The sequence below is a fragment of the Halopseudomonas sp. 4NH20-0008 genome, assembly GCF_057548395.1.
Window position 1 is genome coordinate 36,436 of the sequence record NZ_BAAJMD010000009.1, and the last position, 17,633, is coordinate 54,068.

Sequence of the window (17,633 nt, forward strand, 5' to 3'; positions counted from 1 at the left end):
GCAGATGGTAGCCGAATGCCGTCGCCGGGCCAACCGGCAAGGCTGGACCGGCGAGGTTATTGCCGGGCTCAGCCGAGTTCGCTGGCCAGTTGAGTCGCCATTTTCGATACCAGACCATAGATCGACAGCTGCGGATTGGCGCCAATACTGGTCGGGAACAGCGAGCCGTCGAAAATCGACAGGTTAGCCAGGTGATGATGACGCCCCTGGCTGTTGGTCACCGCCTGCTGCGGGTCTTCACCCATGGCACAGCCGCCCATCACGTGGGCACTGGCCAGGCGCACGTCATAGATGGCGTAGCGCAGCCCCTCGACCTGCTCCCGGTACTCCGCCCAACTACGGCTCAGCCGACCCTGGCTGTGGGTTGGCATCACTGCACTGGCGCCGGCGGCGAACTGGATCTCGCCCATCGCCAGCCAGGCGCGGCGGGCACCGTCCCAGATATAATCGTTGAGCGGGTAGTCGAGCAGCGGCGTACCGTCCTCGCGCAGGCTGACGCTGCCACCCTGGCTTTGCTCGTCAAAGCCATCGCGCATCAGCGCAATCAGCACATTGCTCTGCGCCAGCTTCTGCATGCGCTCCAGGTGCGCCTGACCGTGGCTGCCAAGCAGCGCCGAGGTAAGGCTCGGTTGCATGGGTGGTACTTCCAGTTTGAAACCGATCGGACCGGTCACGCTGTCCCATTGAAAGTGGTCGGAATAGATCGACTGCGGCGCACCGTAGAAGCCATTGATGGCCTTGTCATACTGCGCCACGCTGAAATTCACCGGGTGCAGGAAGGTGCGTTTGCCGATCCGTTCATGCGGGTCCGGCACCTTGGAGCGCAGCAGTAACGCCGGGCTGTTCATGGCGCCGCCAGCCAGCACGATATGCCGACCACGCAGCCGCAGGCGCTGGCCGTTGGCCTGATTGAGCTGCTGATTCATGCCGCGGCAGATGACCTCGGTGACGCGGTCGCCTTCGATTACCAACTGCTCGGCCCGCGCCTTGTGAATCAGGATGGCACCCTTTTCCAGTGCCGCCGGCAGGGTTGTGACCAGCATCGACTGCTTGGCGTTGGTCGGGCAGCCGGTGCCGCAGTAGCCCAGATTCCAGCAGCCGCGGACGTTGCGTGGAATCACTGCCCAGTGCCAGCCCAGCGCCTCGCAACCTTCGCGGATAACATCGTTGTTGGCATTGGGTGGCACGGCCCAGGGCGCGACGCCAAGGCGTTCTTCCATACGCGCAAACCAGGGTGCCAGGGTGTCCTTGTCCAGTCCCTGCACGCCATGAACTTCGGCCCAATGCGCCAGAGTAGGGTCTGGTGTACGAAAGCTGGTAGTCCAGTTGACCGTAGTGGTGCCGCCCACGGTACGGCCTTGCAGAATGCCGATACCGGCATCCTTGGTCGCACGTGTGGCACCCTCCTGATACAACTCGGCGTAGGCCTTGGCTTCATCATTCTTGAAGTCGCTGGAGGTTTTCAGCGACCCTTCTTCGACCAGCAACACCTTGAGACCGGCATTGGCCAGTATCTCGGCACTGGTGCCGCCACCGGCGCCGGTGCCGATAATCACCACATCGGCTTCAAAGGTCTGCTCGCTATCGAACTGGCTGGCATCCAACACCTGCCAGCCACGGGCCATACCTTCTAGGAAAAGATCAGGAACGGGCATTGGTTATACCTTTTATCAAGGGCTTATATGGCCGGTGGACCCGGATAGCCAGCGGCCTCCCAGGAGGCGGGGGTGGCGTACCAAGCCATCAGCAGCAGCTGTGTCAGGGCGCTGTGGCCCTGGCGCAGCATATCCAGACGGCTATCGCGCCAGCGTTGCAGAAAGGCGATTACCTTGTCGCTTGAGGTGTTTTCCCAGCTGCCCCAGATACCGGTCAGCGGGCCACGGGTAATGCCCATGGACAGCATGTCGAGCAGCTCATGCACATCTCTTTGGCCGGCGCTGCTGGCCCAGCTCAGCGTGGTATCGAGTTGGCGAATGGCCTTTTGCAGATTGGCCGGGTCTGCCAGGGCTGGATGCGGACCGACCAGGGCAGGGATGATGGCGGCAAGAATCGGCAGATCCGACGCACGCAGCACCATCATGTCCTGGCCTGGTTTGCTGCTGCTACAGCCGCTAAGGGTGGCGGTCATGCCCACCGTCGTCAGCGCGATGCTGGCGCCGAGGCCCAGTTTGAGCAGCTCACGGCGGCTCAGTGGGGTGGAAGTAATGGTGGACATGCTCAGCCCCTTGTGGAGTTGTGGTTATGTTTCAGCGAATAAAGAGCTTGTAGATCAACTTCAGTACGGCACCACCGTAGGGCGGGTAAATCGACCTGGCACCGTTGAAGCGTTGCTTGATATACACGCCCTTGGCCTTGCTGAAGGTCAGAAAGCCTTCATGCCCATGGTAATGGCCCATGCCCGATGGGCCGATGCCACCAAAGGGCATATCATCCTGGGCTACATGCAGAATGGTGTCGTTGATGCACATGCCACCGGCATGGGTCTGTTCCATCAGGCGTTGCTGTTCGGCCTTGTTATAACCGAAATAGTAGAGCGCCAACGGCCTTGGGCGTTCGGCGATGTAATCCATGGCCTGCTCCAGGCTGTCATAGGGGATGATCGGCAACAGCGGGCCAAAGATTTCCTCGTGCATGATCTCCATGCTGTCGTTGGTGCCAAGCAGCAGGGTGGGGGCCAGGATACGGCTGCTGCTCAGGTCTTCATCGCGCGGATTCAGTACGATCACCTCAGCACCTTTATCGCGGGCATCCTGCAGCAGTGCACTGATGCGCTGGTACTGGCGCGGATTGATGATCTGGGTGTAGTCGGGGTTATCCGCCAGGCTCGGATAGAGGCGGGCAAACTGGCGAGTCAGCGCCTCGACCAGTTCCGCAACGCGCGCACGTGGGCACAGCACATAGTCGGGGGCCACGCAGGTCTGGCCGGCATTTACGCCCTTGCCGAAGGCAATACGTTCGGCGGCATCGGCGATCGGCACATCGCTGGAGACAATCGCCGGGGACTTGCCGCCCAGCTCGAGCGTAACCGGGGTCAGGTTTTCTGCTGCCGCTCGCATGACATGCCGGCCAATGCCGGTGCCGCCGGTAAACAGCAGATGATCAAAGGGCAGACGTGAGAAGGCCACGCCCACATCGGCTTCGCCGGTGATCACCGCGACCTGATCCTCGGGGAATACCTGGGCCAGCATGCGTTTGAACACCTCAGCGGTGGCCGGGGTGGACTCGCTCATCTTGATCAGTGCCCGGTTGCCGGCGGCCAGCGCCCCGGTCAGCGGCCCCATGGCCAGGTACAAGGGGTAATTCCACGGCACGATGATGCCGACCACCCCCAGGGGCTGGTAAATCACCCGTGCCTTGCCGGGCTGGAAGGCCATGCCGACGTGGCGTTTGGAGGGCTTCATCCAGCGCCGCAGGCGTTTGCTGACGTAATTGATGCCTTCGATCGCCGGGAGGATTTCGGCCAGTCGGGTTTCATCCGCCGAGCGCCGGCCAAAATCGGCGCTGATGGCCTCGATCAGGGCCTGTTGATGGTCGAGCAAGGCCTGTTTAAGGCTGGCAAGGGCGGCAATCCGGCTATTGGCATCCGGCATGGGCTGCCGACGAAACGCCTGCTGCTGCAAACTGAACAGTTCCTGCATACGAGAAATGGCGTCCTGCTGGACCTGCATGTAGGCAATATCGGCTACCATGGGAACCTCTTGGGCAGGATTGCATCAACCCTGTTATTAGAATTAACAGTATTTTTAGAGTAATTGCTCTAAGCTGTCAAATATGACTTTGTATCAGCCGCACAGGCTGACTGACCTGGGTGATGGACTCTGTAGATGAAAACCCGCGACCGCATACTTCAGACCAGCCTGCAGCTGTTCAATCAGCAGGGTGAGCGCCTGGTGACCACCAACCATATTGCCCAGGCCCTGGGCATGTCGCCCGGCAATCTGTATTACCACTTTCGCAACAAGCAGCAGATCATTGCCGAACTGTTCAGCCAGTATCAGGCCCTGGTCGATGGTTTTCTGCGCGTGCCCGAGGGCCGTGCTCTGGAAGTGGCGGACAAGACCATGTATCTGGAGTCGATTTTCAAGAGTCTCTGGGAGTTCCGCTTTCTGCACCGGGATCTGGAGCACCTGCTCAACAGCGACGCGGAACTGGCCGAGCGGTACAAGGCCTTCTCGCGCCGCTGCGTGCAAAGTGGTCAGGCGATTTATCAGGGCATGATCGATGTCGGTATGCTCTGCGCCGAGAGCACCAATGCCCAGGCGCTGGCGGTCAACAGCTGGTTGTTGATGACCGGCTGGGTCGGCTTTCTCTGCACCAGTGTGCTGGATGATGAACAGCCCGAGCTGACCCCCGAGCTGCTGCGCCGGGGTGTCTATCAGGTGTTGTCGCAGGAAACCGGTCTGCTCACCGAGGGTGTGCGCAGCGAGGTGGAAAGCATGCTGCAGAGTTATTATGTACCGCTCAAGGTCTGAGCCAGCCAGGCGGGCAGGCGACGTTCCAGATAGTAGGCCGGGCGCCAGGGTGGCCCTTCGATAAAGCCGACATGGCCGCCACCGGTAAACAGCTCCATCTGCGTGCTGGCTGACAGCTCCTGACGCTCCGGCACACTGTGCGGGTAGACGAAGGGATCGTTCAGCGCCTGCACCAGCAGGGTCGGCACGCGGATGGCGCCCAGGAAGAAGCGGCTGCTGCAGCGCCGATAGTAATCCTCGGCACTGGCAAAGCCATGCAGTGGCGCGGTCACCCGCTCATCAAAATCCCAGAATGAGTCCATGCCTTCCAGCGTGCCCAGGGCATCCAGCCGTGCCTGCTCGGCGTGTTGACCCTGATGCGCGAACAAGCGCCGCTTGTTGACCACATAGGCCAGCAGGTCGCGCATGAAGCGCGCCTGATAGACCCGCGAAAACCCGACCTTGATCCGGTCTGCGCACTGATCCAGACGAAAGGGCACCGAGACCGCCGCCGCCGCCCGCAGCGGGCAATCCGCTGCGGTTTCGCCCAGGTACTTGAGCAGCACATTGCCGCCCAGCGAGTAACCAATGGCGGCAAAGGGGCGTTCAGGTTGGGCCGCGTGCAACTGGGCAACGACTTCGGCCAGATCTTCGCTGGCACCGGAATGATAGCCGCGCGCGCGCTGGTTGGGCTCGCCGGAACAGCCGCGCCAGTTGACGGCCACGCTTTGCCAGCCCTGGTTTGCCAGGGCCTGCTGTTGGCCGAGGATATACAGCGATGAGCTGCTGCCGGTCAGGCCATGCAGCAGGATCACACAGGGTGTAGCCGGATTGTCCGGGCCGTACCAGTCCAGATCCAGAAAATCGCCATCGCTCAGGGTCAGGCGCTGGCGCCGCCGCTGCAGAGCGGGTGGGCGCCGCAGCAGCGGGCTGAACAGGGTTGGCAAATGCCCGCCCGGCAACCATGCCGCCGGTCGGAAGGCGGTCATGCCTGACGTTGCCAGAGGCTGTACCAGACCTGACCGGCGCGTTTTTCCCGGTGCAGGGTCCAGTTGGCCGGGCGTGCCAACTGGCTGGCCGAGGATTCACTCTCGACATAGATCCAGGCTCGCGGCTTCAGCCAGCCATGGGTCTCCAGTGCTGCGCAGGCAGGTTCAAGCAGAGACTGATGAAAGGGCGGGTCAAGAAATACCAGATCAAAGGGCTGTTCGGGGGCGTTGGCCAGCAGGCTCAAGGCATCCTGTTGGCGTACCTCGCCACGCGCACAGTCCAGGCTCTGCAGGTGCCCGCGCAGGGTTGTCACCACCTCACGGCTGGTGTCGCAGGCCAGCGCATAGGCGGCGCCGCGTGACAGCGCTTCGAGTGTCAGTGCGCCGCTGCCGGCAAAGGGATCCAGACAGCGTGCCCCCTCAACCTGGCCACTGAGCCAGTTGAACAGGGTCTCGCGCACCCGGTCCGGGGTCGGCCGCAAGCCCGGTTGTTCGGTAAAGGTAAAGCGCCGGCTACGCCACTCGCCGGCAATGATGCGCAGCTGGCTGGGGGCAGGTTTGGCTTTGCTGCCGAGTTTGCTCATGCCTCCGGCTCCGTAGCAGCATCGCCCTCATCCAGCGCCTCATCCTCAGTCGCGGGCGCAGGCCCGACGGTGACGACCACACGCTGGTCTGCCGGCAGGCGACGGGCAAAGGCATCGCGGATCTGTTCGGCACTGAGCTTCTCGACCTGATCGAGAAACAGCTGCAGATGGTTCAACGGCAAGTTATAGAAGCCGATCATCCCCAGTTGGCTGACGATCGCGCTGTTGCTGGCGGTCGACAGCGGGAACTCACCGAGAATCTGGCGCTTGCTGCGGATCAGCTCGGCTTCGGTGGGGCCGTTGGCGATAAAATCATCCAGCACCTGATTGATCACCTCCAGCGCCAGCGGCACCTGGTCGCTGCGCGTCTGCATGCTGATCAGGTAGGGGCCGGTGGCCTGCATGGGCACCAGGCTGCTGCTGACCGAGTAGGACAGGCCGCGCTTTTCCCGAATCTCTTCCATCAGGCGCGAGCCAAAGCCGGAGCCGCCGAGGATCTGGTTGCCGACATAGAGTGCGGTGTAATCATCATCGTGGCGGTTGATGCCATGCTGGCCCAACAGGATATGGGTCTGCTGCGAGTTGAACTCGACATGCACATGCTGCGCTTGCAGCGCTGCCGGAGCGATTACCTCGGGTGCTGCCGGGCCTGCCGGCAACTGACGGGACAGCCGCGCAGCGATTCGCTCGGCCTGATGGCGGTCAATATTCCCAACCATGGCAATCACTGCATTCCCGGCACTGTAGTAACGCTGGTGGAAAGCACGCAGGGCGTCGGGGTTCAGGTTCTGCAGGGTGTCGGGCTGGCCCTGTGGCAGGCTGCCGTACGGGTGCTGTGGATAGAGTGTCGACCAGAATGCCTCACTGCCCAGCGCGCCGGGGTTCTGCAGACGGAACTGCAGGCTGGCCAGCATCTGGTTGCGCAGGCGCTCAAAGGCGTCGGCGGGAAAGTCCGGCTTGCTGATCACCTGGGTGAACAGGCCGAGTGCCGAATCAAGCTTGTCACTGGCGGTCAGACTGCGCAGGCCGACCAGCGCCATATCGCGGTGCGAGCTGTTGCTGAACTCGGCGCCCAACTGCTCGAAACCGGCGGCAATCTCACCGGCATCCTTGCCGCCAGCGCCTTCATTGAGCATGGCGTTGGTCATGCTGGCCAGACCGCTGCTCTCGCCATCGCGGCTGGCACCGGCGGCAAACAGCAGTTGCAGGTCGAGCATCGGGACTTCGGCGGCTTGCATGAAGTACACCCGCGCGCCTTCTTCTGTGACCCAGTGCTGCAGGTCCAGAGTGCGGCGGGCCGGTGCCTTGTCCAGATCAATCTGCTGCAAGGCGGTCAGCGGTGGCAGCGGCATCAGCTCGTTGTGATTATCGACAGCCGGTGTGCTGATGACCTCGGCCGGGGCTTCCGGGGCCTTGCGGATGTCGCTGGTCTTGTTCAGCAGCACGCCAATGATCAATGCCAGTACCGCCAGGGCAGCCAGCCAACGCAGGGGCGACAGGGGTTTGGCGGACATCAGTTGAGCTCCTCAGCGGTGTTGGCGGGCAGGGTATGGGCACGGGTCAGACGCTCGCGGACCAGATAACGTCGGGCAACCTCGCTGATCTGCTCGGGTGTTATGGCTTCCAGCGACTTGGCATCGGTATCCACCAGCGTCCAGGACAGGCCGACGCTTTCAAACTGGCCAATCTGCGTCGCTTGCTGGGTAATGCTGTCGCGGGCATAGACGTCACTGGCAATCAACTGGGTTTTGACCCGGCTGAGTTCGATGGCATCCGGCGGGGTGTTTTTCAATTCATCGATTTCCTGCCACAGCGCGGCTTCCAGCTGTTCCAGGCTGATATTGCGGCTCTGGTTCGGAACGCCGCTGAGGAAAAACAGGCTGTCGCCCCGGTTGAAGGCGCTGTAACTGGCACTGGCGCTGGTGGCAATCGCCTCACCACGCTCCAGTCGCGAGGCCAGTCGGGCACTGTAACCACCGTCCAGAATACCGCTGAGCAGGCGCAGGGCATGCACCTCCCAGGCCTGATCGGCGGTGCTCAGGCTGGGCACATTGAAGCCCAGTGCCAGACTCGGCAACTGCACTTCCAGGCGCTGGGTAATAAAACGCTCGGCGCCGCCGGGAATCTCCAGCGGGGCTTTCTGCTCCGGCACCGGGCCGGCGGGAATCGGACCAAAGTACTGCTGAACCAGCGGCCGCACATCGCTCAGGCGCACATCACCGACAATCACCAGAATGGCGTTGCCGGGGTGGTAGTGGGTGTCATACCAGGCGCGCAGGTCATCAACCGTCAGGCGTTCGATATCATGCATCCAGCCAATCACCGGTTGCGCGTAGGGGCTGGCCATGTAGGCCTGGGTCATGAACCGCTCGAAGGCCAGGCTGTTGGGGTTGTCATCGACCCGCAGGCGGCGTTCTTCCTTGATCACTTCCATCTCGCGCAGAAACTCGTCCTCCGGCAGGCGCGCGCTGCGCATGCGGTCGGCTTCCATTTCCAGGGCAATGGCCAGGTGCTCGTTGCCCAGAACCTGGTAGTAGGCGGTGTAATCGCGGCTGGTAAAAGCGTTTTCCTCAGCGCCCAGGCTGCCGAGCAGGCGCGAAGCCTCGCCGGGTTCCAGTTTGCTGCTGCCCTTGAACATCATGTGTTCGAGGGCATGGGAAATGCCGGTCTGACCGGGCGGCTCGTGGCTGCTGCCAACCCGATACCAGAGCTGTGACACCACCACCGGGGCGCGGTGATCTTCACGCACTATGACCCGCAGGCCGTTATCCAGCTGAAATTCATGGGTGTTCTGGGCCGTGTTGGCCGGCGCTGTGCTGCTGAACGTGACGAGGACGGCCAGCGACAGGATAATTCGTAAGCGATGCATGCAAGGGACCTGTAGGAACATACCGCCTGCGGCGGAACTGGGGTAGGATAACCCAACCTTCAATGCGCTGGCCAAACCGCCCGCGCCAGACTCAGATAGTGACCGTTCATGTTTGGTTCCAAAGACAAGCCAGAGCAACCCGCCAACAGCGACAAATCAGCCGATCAGTCCGCCGCCGAGAAAAAGGGCCTGTTCGGCTGGGCCAAGCGCAAGCCGTCGGAACAACCCGGCAACCCGGTCGAGAATCAGGGCCAGAATCAGGGTGTAGCAGCCGATCAGGCCGCCCGCGAGGCGGCCGAATCGCTGTTTGCCGGCCTGGGTCAGGGCCCAACCGAGACGCCCGAGCCGGTAGAGCAGGCAGACGAACCCAAGGGCTTCTTTGCCCGGATGAAGGCCGGCTTGTCTAAAACCAGCGTCAATCTGGGCGAGGGCATGGCTAATCTGTTTCTGGGTGAAAAGGACATTGACGACGAGCTGCTCGAGGAGCTGGAAACCCGTCTGCTGATGGCCGATGTGGGTATCGAGGCGGCCACTCTGATCATGGAGTCATTGCAAACCAGCGTGCGCCGTCACCAGTTGTCCAACCGCAAGGCGCTGTACACCGCACTGCAGAATGAACTGGAAGCCCTGCTGGCGAATGTCGCGAAGCCGATGCAGATCACCGCGGAGAAAAAACCCTTTGTGATTCTGGTGGTGGGCGTCAACGGTGTGGGTAAAACCACCACCATCGGCAAACTGGCCAAGCGTCTGCAGAATGAAGGCAAGCAGGTCATGTTGGCGGCCGGTGATACCTTCCGTGCGGCGGCCGTCGAGCAGTTGCAGGTCTGGGGTGAGCGCAACCGTATTCCGGTGGTTGCCCAGCATACCGGCGCTGATTCCGCCTCGGTGATCTTCGATGCCCTGCAGGCTGCCAAGTCACGCGGCATGGATGTGCTGATTGCCGATACCGCAGGACGGCTGCACAACAAGGACAACCTCATGGACGAGCTGAAAAAGGTCAAACGGGTCATGGCCAAGCTCGATCCCGACGCGCCGCATGAGGTCCTGCTGGTGCTGGATGCCGGTACCGGCCAGAACGCCATTTCCCAGACCAAGCTGTTTGATCAGGCTGTTGGTCTGACCGGCCTGGCCCTGACCAAGCTCGACGGCACCGCCAAGGGCGGCGTGATCTTTGCGCTGGCCAAACAGTTTGGTTTGCCGATCCGCTTTATCGGGGTGGGTGAGCAGATCGATGATCTACGCCCCTTTACCGCGCCGGAATTCGTCAAAGCGCTGTTTGGACGGGAATAAGCGATGATCCGCTTCGATCAGGTCAGCAAGCGCTACCCGAACGGCCACATGGGCCTGGATGATCTGAGCTTTCATATCCGTGCCGGTGAAATGGTCTTTATCACCGGGCATTCCGGCGCGGGTAAAAGTACCTTGCTCAAGCTGGTCATGTGCATGGAGCGCCCGAGTGCCGGGCAGGTCTTTGTCGGTGGGCAGAATCTGGCCGAGCTGAGCAGTGATGATATTCCCTATCTGCGCCGTCAGGTCGGCGTGGTATTCCAGAATCACCAGTTGCTGTTTGATCGTACGGTCTTCGACAACGTCGCCCTGCCGTTGATCATCAATGGCACCCCCGGCGACGAGATTGGCCGCCGTGTGCGCGCCGCGCTGGACAAGGTCGGCCTGCTGAACAAGGAAGCCCTGTATCCGATTGCGCTGTCCGGCGGTGAGCAGCAGCGTGTCGGTATTGCCCGCGCCGTGGTGCACAAGCCGGCCCTGCTGCTGGCCGACGAGCCCACCGGCAACCTGGATCCGGCCCTGTCGGCGGAAATCATGGCCCTGTTTGAAGACTTCAACCGGGTAGGCGTGACGGTGATCATCGCCAGCCACGATCTGCCGCTGATTGCCACGCTGGATCACCGCATGCTGACGCTGGACCAGGGGCGTCTGCTCCGGGATGGAGATTGAGCATGGATGACAGCAAGCGCAGCAACCCGCGCAAGGCCGCCAAGGCGCCCAAGGGCGCAGCCCGCTCACGCCGCGACTGGCGTCACCCGCTGCGCAGTTGGGTCAGCAGCCATCGTGACAGTGGCCGTCAGGCGCTGGAGCGGATTAAACGGCACCCATTCAGCAGTGCCATGACCATTCTGGTGATGACTATCGTACTGGCCCTGCCCATGGGTCTGGCGGTACTCATAGGTCAGGTCGAACAACTGGGTGTGAACTGGCAACGGGCCGCACAATTATCGGTATACCTTGAGGTCGGTCAGTCGGCCAGCGCCAGCGCCGCCCTGCATGAGCAGATTGCCGCGCTGGACAGCGTGGACAGCACCAGCCTGCTCGACCCTGACGCTGCGCTGGCCGAGTTCCAGACCTATTCCGGCTTCGGCGAAGCCCTGCAGCAACTCAGCTACAACCCCTTGCCGGCGGTAATTCTGGTCACGCCCAAGAGCCTGGACGGCGGTGCCGAGGCCCTGGAGCCACTGCGCGACCAACTGGCCGCGCTACCCGGCGTCGATCAGGTCCAGATCGACCTGCTGTGGATCGAACGCCTGACCCGTATTCTCGCCATGCTCGAACGCTTTACCGGCGGGTTGGCGGTATTGCTGGTGCTGGCGCTGCTGCTGGTGATGACCAATACCATCCGCCTGGCCATCGAAAGTCGCCGTAACGAGATTCTGGTGATCAAGCTGGTCGGCGGCACCGACGCCTTCGTGCGCCGCCCCTTTCTGTATATCGGCGTGCTCTATGGCCTGATCGCCGGGGTGCTGGCCTGGATCCTGCTGGGGCTGGGCATGCTCTGGCTGAATATCACCGTACGCCAAGTGGCCGCCCTATATCAGAGCGACTTCAGCCTGTCCGGCATGCCCTTTCTGGATGGCGTAAGCCTGGTTGCCGGCGCCATGCTACTGGGCCTGGTCGGCGCCTGGCTGGCCGTCGGCCGGCATATTCGGGAGATACAGCCGCAGTAGCCGCTTCGCGGCTACAGCTGCAAGTCTCAAGCCTCAAGCTGCAAGTTGAAACCGGGCCCTCTTTGCTGCGAACAACTGCTTCACACCGGCAGATCAATCGCTGCACCATGTTCTTCCAGCTTCCAGCTTCCAGCTTCCAGCTTCCAGCTTCCAGCTTCCAGCCTTCAGCCCAACCCCCAAAACCCGAGCCCCCCACCGGACCAACTTGCCGCTTATAGCTTGCCGCTTGCGGCTGAACTTCGCGCGTCTTTCACAGTCTGATCCGGCAGTGGTACACTCGGCTGTCCTTTTTGGGAGTACATAGATGAGCACTGCTTTACAGCCCGTACATAATCTGGTCCCCGGTGCCAATCTGGAGGCTTATGTTCAGACCGTGAGCAGCATTCCGATCCTCAGTGTCGAGGAGGAACGCGAGCTGGCTGATCGTTTGTTTTATAACCAGGACCTGGAAGCGGCACGCCAGCTGGTTATGTCCCATTTGCGTTTTGTTGTGCACATTGCCCGCAGCTATTCCGGTTACGGCCTGAATCAGTCTGACCTGGTACAGGAAGGCAATGTTGGCCTGATGAAGGCGGTCAAGCGCTTCAACCCGGAAATGGGTGTGCGTCTGGTGTCCTTTGCCGTGCACTGGATCCGCGCCGAGATTCACGAATTCATTCTGCGCAACTGGCGCATCGTCAAGGTCGCCACCACCAAGGCCCAGCGCAAGCTGTTCTTCAACCTGCGCAGTGCGAAGAAGAAACTCGCCTGGTTGTCCCAGGACGAAGTGGACGCCGTCGCTGCCGACCTTGGTGTTGCCGCCCGTGAAGTGCGCGAAATGGAAAGCCGTCTGTATGGCCAGGATCTTGGCTTTGACGGCGCCCAGGATGACGATGACGAAGGCCAGGCCTACGCCCCCGTGCATTACCTGGAAGACAAGCGCTACGACCCGGCAGCCCAGCTTGAATCCGCAGACTGGTCCGACAGTTCGGTCGGACTGCTGCAGCAGGGTCTGGAGCAGCTCGACGAGCGCAGCCGCGATATTCTCTACCAGCGCTGGTTGGCGGAAGAGAAGGCTACCCTGCATGATCTGGCGGCCAAGTATCAGGTTTCGGCGGAGCGTATCCGTCAGCTTGAAAAGAACGCCATGAACAAGCTGAAGAAAAACCTCGAGTCGGAAGCGGACCTCTAAGGCGCCGCTGGCTGGTAAATAAAGGCACCCCTGCGGTGCCTTTTTTGTTGCTGGCGGCCGGTTCCTGTCCGGGTCGGATGCTATAGTCCGCGTTTGAATCCCCAACCTGTCAATTCGGAGTCATGCATGCAGATGCGTCTACGTCCCGGTATGGCCACACTCTTCAGTGTGGTGATCATTGCTTTTTTTGCCCTTGGATCCTGGGTGCTGAAGCAGGGCGATCCCAAGCCGCTGGCCTGGCAGGCCACCTATCAGGACAGCCTGTGGCTGCCGCTGAAAGAGGGCCGATTGACCCTGGCTGGTGTAGACGCGGCTCTGGGTCTGGGCAGCCTGTGGATGATCAGTGCCGATGGCGAGCCCTTGCTGGTCAGTCGCTATCCGCTCAGCAGTGATGATCTGAACTGGCGGGCTCAAGCGGTGATCGACCTGAATCCCCAGCAGATGGAAAGCCTGATCAAGGCCCAGGCCTGGCAGGTCGATATGCGAGACCAGGCTGTGTCACCTGCTGTGGCGGCGGCGCTGTCCGGTCAGCCGGTGCTGCGCATGAGCATGATTCCGGCCGAGCCGGTCGGGGTCGAACAGATCATTGCTACCTTTGGCAATCCGGACATCAAGCTCGACGTACGCGAGGGCAACCAGGCCTGGGTCTATGGCCGTGCCGGTCTGGTGGTGGCGGTGGCCGAGGAGCAGGCGCATTCCATCATGTTTGGTCTGAAGGACGGTGCGACGCCCTGACAGCGCTGCGCTTTGCGGTCAGATAGCGAAGCGATTGCGCCAGTAGTTGACGCTCAGCCAGTCCGGCCAGTCGCGCCCCTGTTCCATCTCGCGCAGATAATGCGCACCGCCCAGCTGCCGTGACTGGCGCTGAATCCAGCTGGCGCGACGCTGCACATGCGCGGGCGGGTTGGCGGCACTCCACTCCCGTGGGTTGGGCAGTACCGCCGCCAGTTGCGCCGCCTGGCGATCGGACAGGTAACTGGCGCCCACGCCAAAGTGCCGCTGCGCCGCCGCCTCTACACCGAACACGCCCTCATCCCACTCGACAATATTCAGGTACACCTCGAGTATCCGCTGCTTTGGCCACAGCACTTCAATCCACAGGGTAAACCAGGCTTCCATGCCCTTGCGCAGCCAACTGCGGCCGGACCAGAGAAACTGGTTCTTGGCGACCTGCTGACTCAGGGTGCTGGCGCCGCGCAGGCTGCCGCCCCGGCGGTTATGCTCGACCGCCGCCTTGATCGCCTGCAGGTCAAAGCCATGGTGCTCGGCAAAGCGCTGGTCTTCGCCGGCAATCACCGCCATTTTCATGCTCTCGGGGATCTTCTGGTAGGGTAGCCACTCCTGTTGAATGACCACGGCCTGATCCTGTTGACGGAACTCCAGCCAGCGCTCGACCATCAGTGCCGAGCCGGGCGAGGGTACCCAGCGCAACAGCAGCACCGGCAACAGGCTCAGGGCCATGAGTATCAGCAGCCATTTGGTGGTTTTCAGCAGGATTGTCTTTAGCATGGGCCGGATCGTTGATCAGTCAGGCCTGCAGTATAGAACGGGGGGTTGGGCAATGGCCAAGGTGTTCCTGCTGTTGGCAGCGTTTGGTGGTTTTACCGGTGTCGGTCTGGGGGCCTTTGCTGCCCATGGTCTGCGTGGCCAATTGCCGCAGAACCTGTTGGCGGCCTTTCAGACCGGAGTGCAATACCAGTTCTGGCACAGCTTTGCGTTGATCGCCACGGCGCTGCTGTTGCTGCGCTGGCCACAGAGCAGGCTGATCAGCAGCGCCGGCTGGTTGTTTGCGCTGGGCATCCTGCTGTTCTCCGGCAGCCTCTACCTCATGGCCATCAGCGGCATTGGCCAACTTGGCATCATCACGCCCTTTGGCGGCGTCAGCCTGTTACTGGCCTGGTTTTGTCTGGGTCTGGGCATCTGGCGGCATGCCTGAGCATGGCCAGTCGCCGTTCACAGGGGCTATAATGCGGCCTTTCCCGCGAGTCTGACGAGATCCCCATGCAGATCAACCTGAATGGCGAAACCACCACCCTTGCACATGCCCTGACCTTGACCGAGTTGCTCGAACAGCTCGGGCTCAGCGGCAAGCGTCTGGCGGTCGAGCTGAATCTCGAGATTGTGCCGCGCAGCCAGCATGCGCAGACCCGGCTGGCCGACGGCGACCGGGTAGAAATCGTGCAGGCCATCGGCGGCGGTTAAGCTGTCCCTACGGAGAATGTCATGACTGATCAAACCCGCGACCCCTTTGTCATCGCCGGGGTCGAGTACCGCTCGCGCTTGCTGGTGGGCACCGGTAAATACCGGGATATGGAAGAGACCCGTGCGGCCATCGAGGCCTCCGGTGCCGAGATTGTTACCGTCGCCATCCGCCGTACCAATATCGGCCAGAACCCCGACGAGCCGAATCTGCTCGACGTGATCCCGCCGGATCGTTACACCATCCTGCCGAATACCGCCGGTTGCTATACCGCCGAGGATGCCGTGCGCACCTGCCGGCTGGCCCGCGAACTGCTGGACGGTCACAAGCTGGTCAAGCTGGAAGTGCTGGCCGACCAGAAGACCCTGTTCCCGAATGTGGTTGAGACCCTCAAGGCCGCCGAAGTACTGGTCAAGGATGGCTTTGACGTCATGGTCTACACCAGCGACGATCCGATCATTGCCCGTGAACTGGCGGCCATGGGTTGCGTGGCGGTCATGCCGCTGGCCGGCCTGATTGGCTCGGGCATGGGTATCTGCAATCCCTGGAACCTGCGCATCATCCTTGAAGAAGCCACGGTCCCGGTACTGGTTGATGCCGGCGTGGGTACCGCATCGGATGCCACCGTCGCCATGGAGCTGGGCTGTGCCGGGGTATTGATGAACACCGCCATCGCCCACGCCAAGCAGCCGGTGATGATGGCCGAGGCCATGAAGCACGCGGTGATAGCTGGCCGCGGCGCCTTCCTGGCCGGGCGCATGCCCCGCAAGTTGTACGCCACGGCCTCATCACCTTTGGATGGCACCTTTTTCTGAGAACGCGTCTACGGTCTGCTGCGCGTCGGTCCTACTGCGTTAAAAACAGGTTCGGAATGCTCATTTACAACTCGTAAACTCCGCTTCCAAACCTGTTTTTGCCTTGTATGGCTCTAGCTCGCGAGACCGTAAACACATTCTCTGAGTATCAATTTTTGAGGTTTACTGATGACTGACCAACCCGTCGCCCCCGAATTCCGCCGCGCCATCCGCAGTTTTGTCATGCGCGCCGGACGCATGACCGATGCGCAGAAGCGCGGAATTGATCTGGGTTGGCCGCGTTTTGGTCTGAATCTGGACAACGGCCTGCTGAACCTGGATGCGCTGTTTGGCCGTGTAGCGCCGCGTACCCTGGAGATCGGTTTCGGTATGGGTCAGTCCTTACTGGAAATGGCCCAGGCCGCGCCCGAGCAGGACTTTATCGGCGTCGAGGTGCATCGTCCCGGCGTTGGCTCGCTGCTCAACGGTGTACTGACGGCGGGCATCGACAACCTGCGGGTCTTCGACTGCGACGCCATCGAAGTGCTCAATCAGTGCATTCCCGATGGCAGTCTGGACCGCGTACTGCTGTTCTTCCCTGACCCCTGGCACAAGAAGAAGCACAACAAGCGGCGTATCGTGCAGTTGGCCTTTGCCGAACAGTTGCGCAGCAAACTCAAGATCGGTGGCGTCTTTCATATGGCCACCGACTGGGAAGCCTACGCCGAGCATATGCTCGAGGTCATGAGCGGCGCCCCCGGCTACCGCAATCTGGCCGCCGACGGCACCTATGTTCCGCGCCCGGAAGAACGCCCGATCACCAAGTTCGAGCGCCGCGGCGAACGACTCGGTCATGGCGTCTGGGATCTGAAGTTCGAGCGGGTGAGTTGATCGCATCAAGTATTGAGTAACGGCTATATCCCGGGCACACGCTGTGTGCGCCCGGCCCTGCGCATAGCTTTTGTTTGTTTTGACGGGTGGAGAGCTCCTGAACCCGCTGTCACAGGCGAGCTCAGATCTGCGACGGCCTGCTTATAGGTGACGTCAGTCATAGCGCTGAGAGAACTCGACCGTTGAGCCGTCAGCCAAAGTGATATCGTAGGCGTACAGCTCCAGCGGGCCGATATCGTCGTCCACAAAGCCGGTCACGCTGATGCTGTCGCCCGGTCTGACAGGCATTCTGTTTGGTCCGATATAGACACGGATACTGCCCGTATCATCTCTCAGCCTGAACTCGTCCTCATCGAGGATGCGTTCGACCTGGCCACTCAGGGTGGTCATTTCGCCACGATTTAGTTGTTCAATCGGTGTGCTATTTTGTGCATAGGCACCAGCAGCAAACAGCATGATCATTAGTGCGGTAAGGGTTTTCATTTTACTGTCCTCTGGGTAAGTAAGGGGGTGATTCGGTCAGCCGCTTAGTACATCGCCAGCAGCACCAGACCCACAAGGGCGGCAGCGCCATAAGCCAGCCACTTCTTCGGTACGCAAATTTCGACGTCGCCAGACAGCCATTCATCGGACTGCTTAAGGTCGATCTTCTTGACGTCTTTCATGGTCAACTCCTCTCGTTGAAGGTTTGCGATAACGCAGGATTAAGATAAGGAGCGAAGCT

At 61.3% G+C, this 17,633-nt stretch carries 20 protein-coding genes; 10 read left to right on the forward strand and 10 right to left on the reverse strand.

What is annotated here, in order from left to right:
- Nucleotides 1–68 precede the first annotated feature (68 nt).
- Genes AC27HQ_RS10420 through AC27HQ_RS10430 form a run of 3 tightly spaced genes read right to left on the reverse strand, consistent with a single transcriptional unit; the run spans nt 69 to nt 3,689 of the window.
- Entirely contained in the window at nt 69–1,655 is a 1,587-nt protein-coding gene (locus tag AC27HQ_RS10420) for a GMC family oxidoreductase (RefSeq protein ID WP_487156099.1), read from the reverse strand.
- A 23-nt stretch (nt 1,656–1,678) separates the two neighbouring features.
- Complete coding sequence (locus tag AC27HQ_RS10425; protein ID WP_487156221.1) at nt 1,679–2,221, reverse strand: twin-arginine translocation pathway signal protein; 543 nt, start codon at nt 2,219–2,221, stop codon at nt 1,679–1,681.
- Nucleotides 2,222–2,246: 25 nt separating this feature from the next.
- Nucleotides 2,247–3,689 carry a coniferyl aldehyde dehydrogenase gene (locus tag AC27HQ_RS10430; protein ID WP_487156100.1) on the reverse strand — a complete coding sequence of 481 codons (1,443 nt, stop codon included), beginning with the start codon at nt 3,687–3,689 and terminating at the stop codon, nt 2,247–2,249.
- A 135-nt stretch (nt 3,690–3,824) separates the two neighbouring features.
- Between AC27HQ_RS10430 and AC27HQ_RS10435 the strand changes: the two genes are divergently transcribed.
- The gene (locus tag AC27HQ_RS10435) at nt 3,825–4,472 is read left to right on the forward strand and encodes a TetR/AcrR family transcriptional regulator (RefSeq protein ID WP_487156101.1); all 648 of its coding nucleotides are present in this window, start codon (nt 3,825–3,827) and stop codon (nt 4,470–4,472) included.
- On the opposite strand, the gene AC27HQ_RS10440 is transcribed toward AC27HQ_RS10435, so the two are convergent.
- From AC27HQ_RS10440 to AC27HQ_RS10455, 4 genes are read right to left on the reverse strand one after another with little or no spacing between them, the layout of a single operon-like run.
- Nucleotides 4,451–5,440, reverse strand: coding sequence for a hydrolase (locus AC27HQ_RS10440; protein WP_487156102.1), 990 nt, complete (start codon nt 5,438–5,440; stop codon nt 4,451–4,453). The two genes, AC27HQ_RS10435 and AC27HQ_RS10440, sit on opposite strands and share 22 nt — an antisense overlap.
- Nucleotides 5,437–6,024 carry a 16S rRNA (guanine(966)-N(2))-methyltransferase RsmD gene (rsmD, locus tag AC27HQ_RS10445; RefSeq protein ID WP_487156103.1) on the reverse strand — a complete coding sequence of 196 codons (588 nt, stop codon included), beginning with the start codon at nt 6,022–6,024 and terminating at the stop codon, nt 5,437–5,439. Before rsmD ends, AC27HQ_RS10440 begins: the two co-directional genes overlap by 4 nt.
- Complete coding sequence (locus AC27HQ_RS10450) at nt 6,021–7,538, reverse strand: M16 family metallopeptidase (RefSeq protein ID WP_487156104.1); 1,518 nt, start codon at nt 7,536–7,538, stop codon at nt 6,021–6,023. The genes rsmD and AC27HQ_RS10450 overlap by 4 nt, the downstream gene beginning before the upstream one ends.
- Nucleotides 7,538–8,893 carry a M16 family metallopeptidase gene (locus AC27HQ_RS10455; protein ID WP_487156105.1) on the reverse strand — a complete coding sequence of 452 codons (1,356 nt, stop codon included), beginning with the start codon at nt 8,891–8,893 and terminating at the stop codon, nt 7,538–7,540. The genes AC27HQ_RS10450 and AC27HQ_RS10455 overlap by 1 nt, the downstream gene beginning before the upstream one ends.
- Before the next feature lie 108 nt (nt 8,894–9,001).
- Between AC27HQ_RS10455 and ftsY the strand changes: the two genes are divergently transcribed.
- The 5 genes from ftsY (at nt 9,002) to AC27HQ_RS10480 (ending at nt 13,759) form a co-directional block, all read left to right on the forward strand.
- Entirely contained in the window at nt 9,002–10,183 is a 1,182-nt protein-coding gene (gene ftsY / locus AC27HQ_RS10460; RefSeq protein ID WP_487156106.1) for a signal recognition particle-docking protein FtsY, read from the forward strand.
- A 3-nt stretch (nt 10,184–10,186) separates the two neighbouring features.
- The gene (gene ftsE / locus AC27HQ_RS10465; protein WP_487156107.1) at nt 10,187–10,849 is read left to right on the forward strand and encodes a cell division ATP-binding protein FtsE; all 663 of its coding nucleotides are present in this window, start codon (nt 10,187–10,189) and stop codon (nt 10,847–10,849) included.
- A gap of 2 nt (nt 10,850–10,851) precedes the next feature.
- The gene (gene ftsX, locus AC27HQ_RS10470; RefSeq protein WP_487156108.1) at nt 10,852–11,853 is read left to right on the forward strand and encodes a permease-like cell division protein FtsX; all 1,002 of its coding nucleotides are present in this window, start codon (nt 10,852–10,854) and stop codon (nt 11,851–11,853) included.
- A gap of 304 nt (nt 11,854–12,157) precedes the next feature.
- Complete coding sequence (gene rpoH, locus AC27HQ_RS10475; protein ID WP_487156109.1) at nt 12,158–13,024, forward strand: RNA polymerase sigma factor RpoH; 867 nt, start codon at nt 12,158–12,160, stop codon at nt 13,022–13,024.
- A 126-nt stretch (nt 13,025–13,150) separates the two neighbouring features.
- Nucleotides 13,151–13,759, forward strand: coding sequence for a hypothetical protein (locus AC27HQ_RS10480; protein WP_487156110.1), 609 nt, complete (start codon nt 13,151–13,153; stop codon nt 13,757–13,759).
- An 18-nt stretch (nt 13,760–13,777) separates the two neighbouring features.
- On the opposite strand, the gene mtgA is transcribed toward AC27HQ_RS10480, so the two are convergent.
- The gene (gene mtgA, locus AC27HQ_RS10485; RefSeq protein WP_487156111.1) at nt 13,778–14,533 is read right to left on the reverse strand and encodes a monofunctional biosynthetic peptidoglycan transglycosylase; all 756 of its coding nucleotides are present in this window, start codon (nt 14,531–14,533) and stop codon (nt 13,778–13,780) included.
- Between the two features lie 52 nt (nt 14,534–14,585).
- Here mtgA and AC27HQ_RS10490 point away from each other — a divergent pair, with 52 nt between their 5' ends.
- The 4 genes from AC27HQ_RS10490 (at nt 14,586) to trmB (ending at nt 16,909) form a co-directional block, all read left to right on the forward strand.
- Nucleotides 14,586–14,960 carry a DUF423 domain-containing protein gene (locus AC27HQ_RS10490; protein ID WP_487156222.1) on the forward strand — a complete coding sequence of 125 codons (375 nt, stop codon included), beginning with the start codon at nt 14,586–14,588 and terminating at the stop codon, nt 14,958–14,960.
- A 65-nt stretch (nt 14,961–15,025) separates the two neighbouring features.
- The gene (gene thiS / locus AC27HQ_RS10495; RefSeq protein WP_487156112.1) at nt 15,026–15,226 is read left to right on the forward strand and encodes a sulfur carrier protein ThiS; all 201 of its coding nucleotides are present in this window, start codon (nt 15,026–15,028) and stop codon (nt 15,224–15,226) included.
- A gap of 21 nt (nt 15,227–15,247) precedes the next feature.
- Nucleotides 15,248–16,039: a thiazole synthase gene (locus AC27HQ_RS10500; RefSeq protein WP_487156113.1), complete on the forward strand. Its 792-nt coding sequence runs from the start codon at nt 15,248–15,250 to the stop codon at nt 16,037–16,039.
- A 168-nt stretch (nt 16,040–16,207) separates the two neighbouring features.
- Complete coding sequence (gene trmB / locus AC27HQ_RS10505; RefSeq protein WP_487156114.1) at nt 16,208–16,909, forward strand: tRNA (guanosine(46)-N7)-methyltransferase TrmB; 702 nt, start codon at nt 16,208–16,210, stop codon at nt 16,907–16,909.
- A 153-nt stretch (nt 16,910–17,062) separates the two neighbouring features.
- Here the strand turns inward: trmB and AC27HQ_RS10510 are convergent, their stop codons facing one another.
- A complete protein-coding gene (locus AC27HQ_RS10510) occupies nt 17,063–17,392 on the reverse strand; it encodes a NirD/YgiW/YdeI family stress tolerance protein (RefSeq protein ID WP_487156115.1) in 330 nt (109 codons plus the stop codon).
- Between the two features lie 44 nt (nt 17,393–17,436).
- Nucleotides 17,437–17,574 carry a hypothetical protein gene (locus tag AC27HQ_RS10515; protein ID WP_487156116.1) on the reverse strand — a complete coding sequence of 46 codons (138 nt, stop codon included), beginning with the start codon at nt 17,572–17,574 and terminating at the stop codon, nt 17,437–17,439.
- Between the last annotated feature and the right edge of the window lie 59 nt (nt 17,575–17,633).

Excerpts from the sequence above, each read along its gene's own strand:
- AC27HQ_RS10420 (WP_487156099.1), bottom strand. The coding sequence starts at position 1,655 with ATGCCCGTTCCTGATCTTTTCCTAGAAGGTATGGCCCGTGGCTGGCAG.
- AC27HQ_RS10430 (WP_487156100.1), bottom strand. The coding sequence starts at position 3,689 with ATGGTAGCCGATATTGCCTACATGCAGGTCCAGCAGGACGCCATTTCT.
- AC27HQ_RS10435 (WP_487156101.1), top strand. The coding sequence starts at position 3,825 with ATGAAAACCCGCGACCGCATACTTCAGACCAGCCTGCAGCTGTTCAAT.
- AC27HQ_RS10440 (WP_487156102.1), bottom strand. The coding sequence starts at position 5,440 with ATGACCGCCTTCCGACCGGCGGCATGGTTGCCGGGCGGGCATTTGCCA.
- rsmD (WP_487156103.1), bottom strand. The coding sequence starts at position 6,024 with ATGAGCAAACTCGGCAGCAAAGCCAAACCTGCCCCCAGCCAGCTGCGC.
- AC27HQ_RS10450 (WP_487156104.1), bottom strand. The coding sequence starts at position 7,538 with ATGTCCGCCAAACCCCTGTCGCCCCTGCGTTGGCTGGCTGCCCTGGCG.
- AC27HQ_RS10455 (WP_487156105.1), bottom strand. The coding sequence starts at position 8,893 with ATGCATCGCTTACGAATTATCCTGTCGCTGGCCGTCCTCGTCACGTTC.
- ftsY (WP_487156106.1), top strand. The coding sequence starts at position 9,002 with ATGTTTGGTTCCAAAGACAAGCCAGAGCAACCCGCCAACAGCGACAAA.
- ftsE (WP_487156107.1), top strand. The coding sequence starts at position 10,187 with ATGATCCGCTTCGATCAGGTCAGCAAGCGCTACCCGAACGGCCACATG.
- ftsX (WP_487156108.1), top strand. The coding sequence starts at position 10,852 with ATGGATGACAGCAAGCGCAGCAACCCGCGCAAGGCCGCCAAGGCGCCC.
- rpoH (WP_487156109.1), top strand. The coding sequence starts at position 12,158 with ATGAGCACTGCTTTACAGCCCGTACATAATCTGGTCCCCGGTGCCAAT.
- AC27HQ_RS10480 (WP_487156110.1), top strand. The coding sequence starts at position 13,151 with ATGCAGATGCGTCTACGTCCCGGTATGGCCACACTCTTCAGTGTGGTG.
- mtgA (WP_487156111.1), bottom strand. The coding sequence starts at position 14,533 with ATGCTAAAGACAATCCTGCTGAAAACCACCAAATGGCTGCTGATACTC.
- AC27HQ_RS10490 (WP_487156222.1), top strand. The coding sequence starts at position 14,586 with ATGGCCAAGGTGTTCCTGCTGTTGGCAGCGTTTGGTGGTTTTACCGGT.
- thiS (WP_487156112.1), top strand. The coding sequence starts at position 15,026 with ATGCAGATCAACCTGAATGGCGAAACCACCACCCTTGCACATGCCCTG.
- AC27HQ_RS10500 (WP_487156113.1), top strand. The coding sequence starts at position 15,248 with ATGACTGATCAAACCCGCGACCCCTTTGTCATCGCCGGGGTCGAGTAC.
- trmB (WP_487156114.1), top strand. The coding sequence starts at position 16,208 with ATGACTGACCAACCCGTCGCCCCCGAATTCCGCCGCGCCATCCGCAGT.
- AC27HQ_RS10510 (WP_487156115.1), bottom strand. The coding sequence starts at position 17,392 with ATGAAAACCCTTACCGCACTAATGATCATGCTGTTTGCTGCTGGTGCC.
- AC27HQ_RS10515 (WP_487156116.1), bottom strand. The coding sequence starts at position 17,574 with ATGAAAGACGTCAAGAAGATCGACCTTAAGCAGTCCGATGAATGGCTG.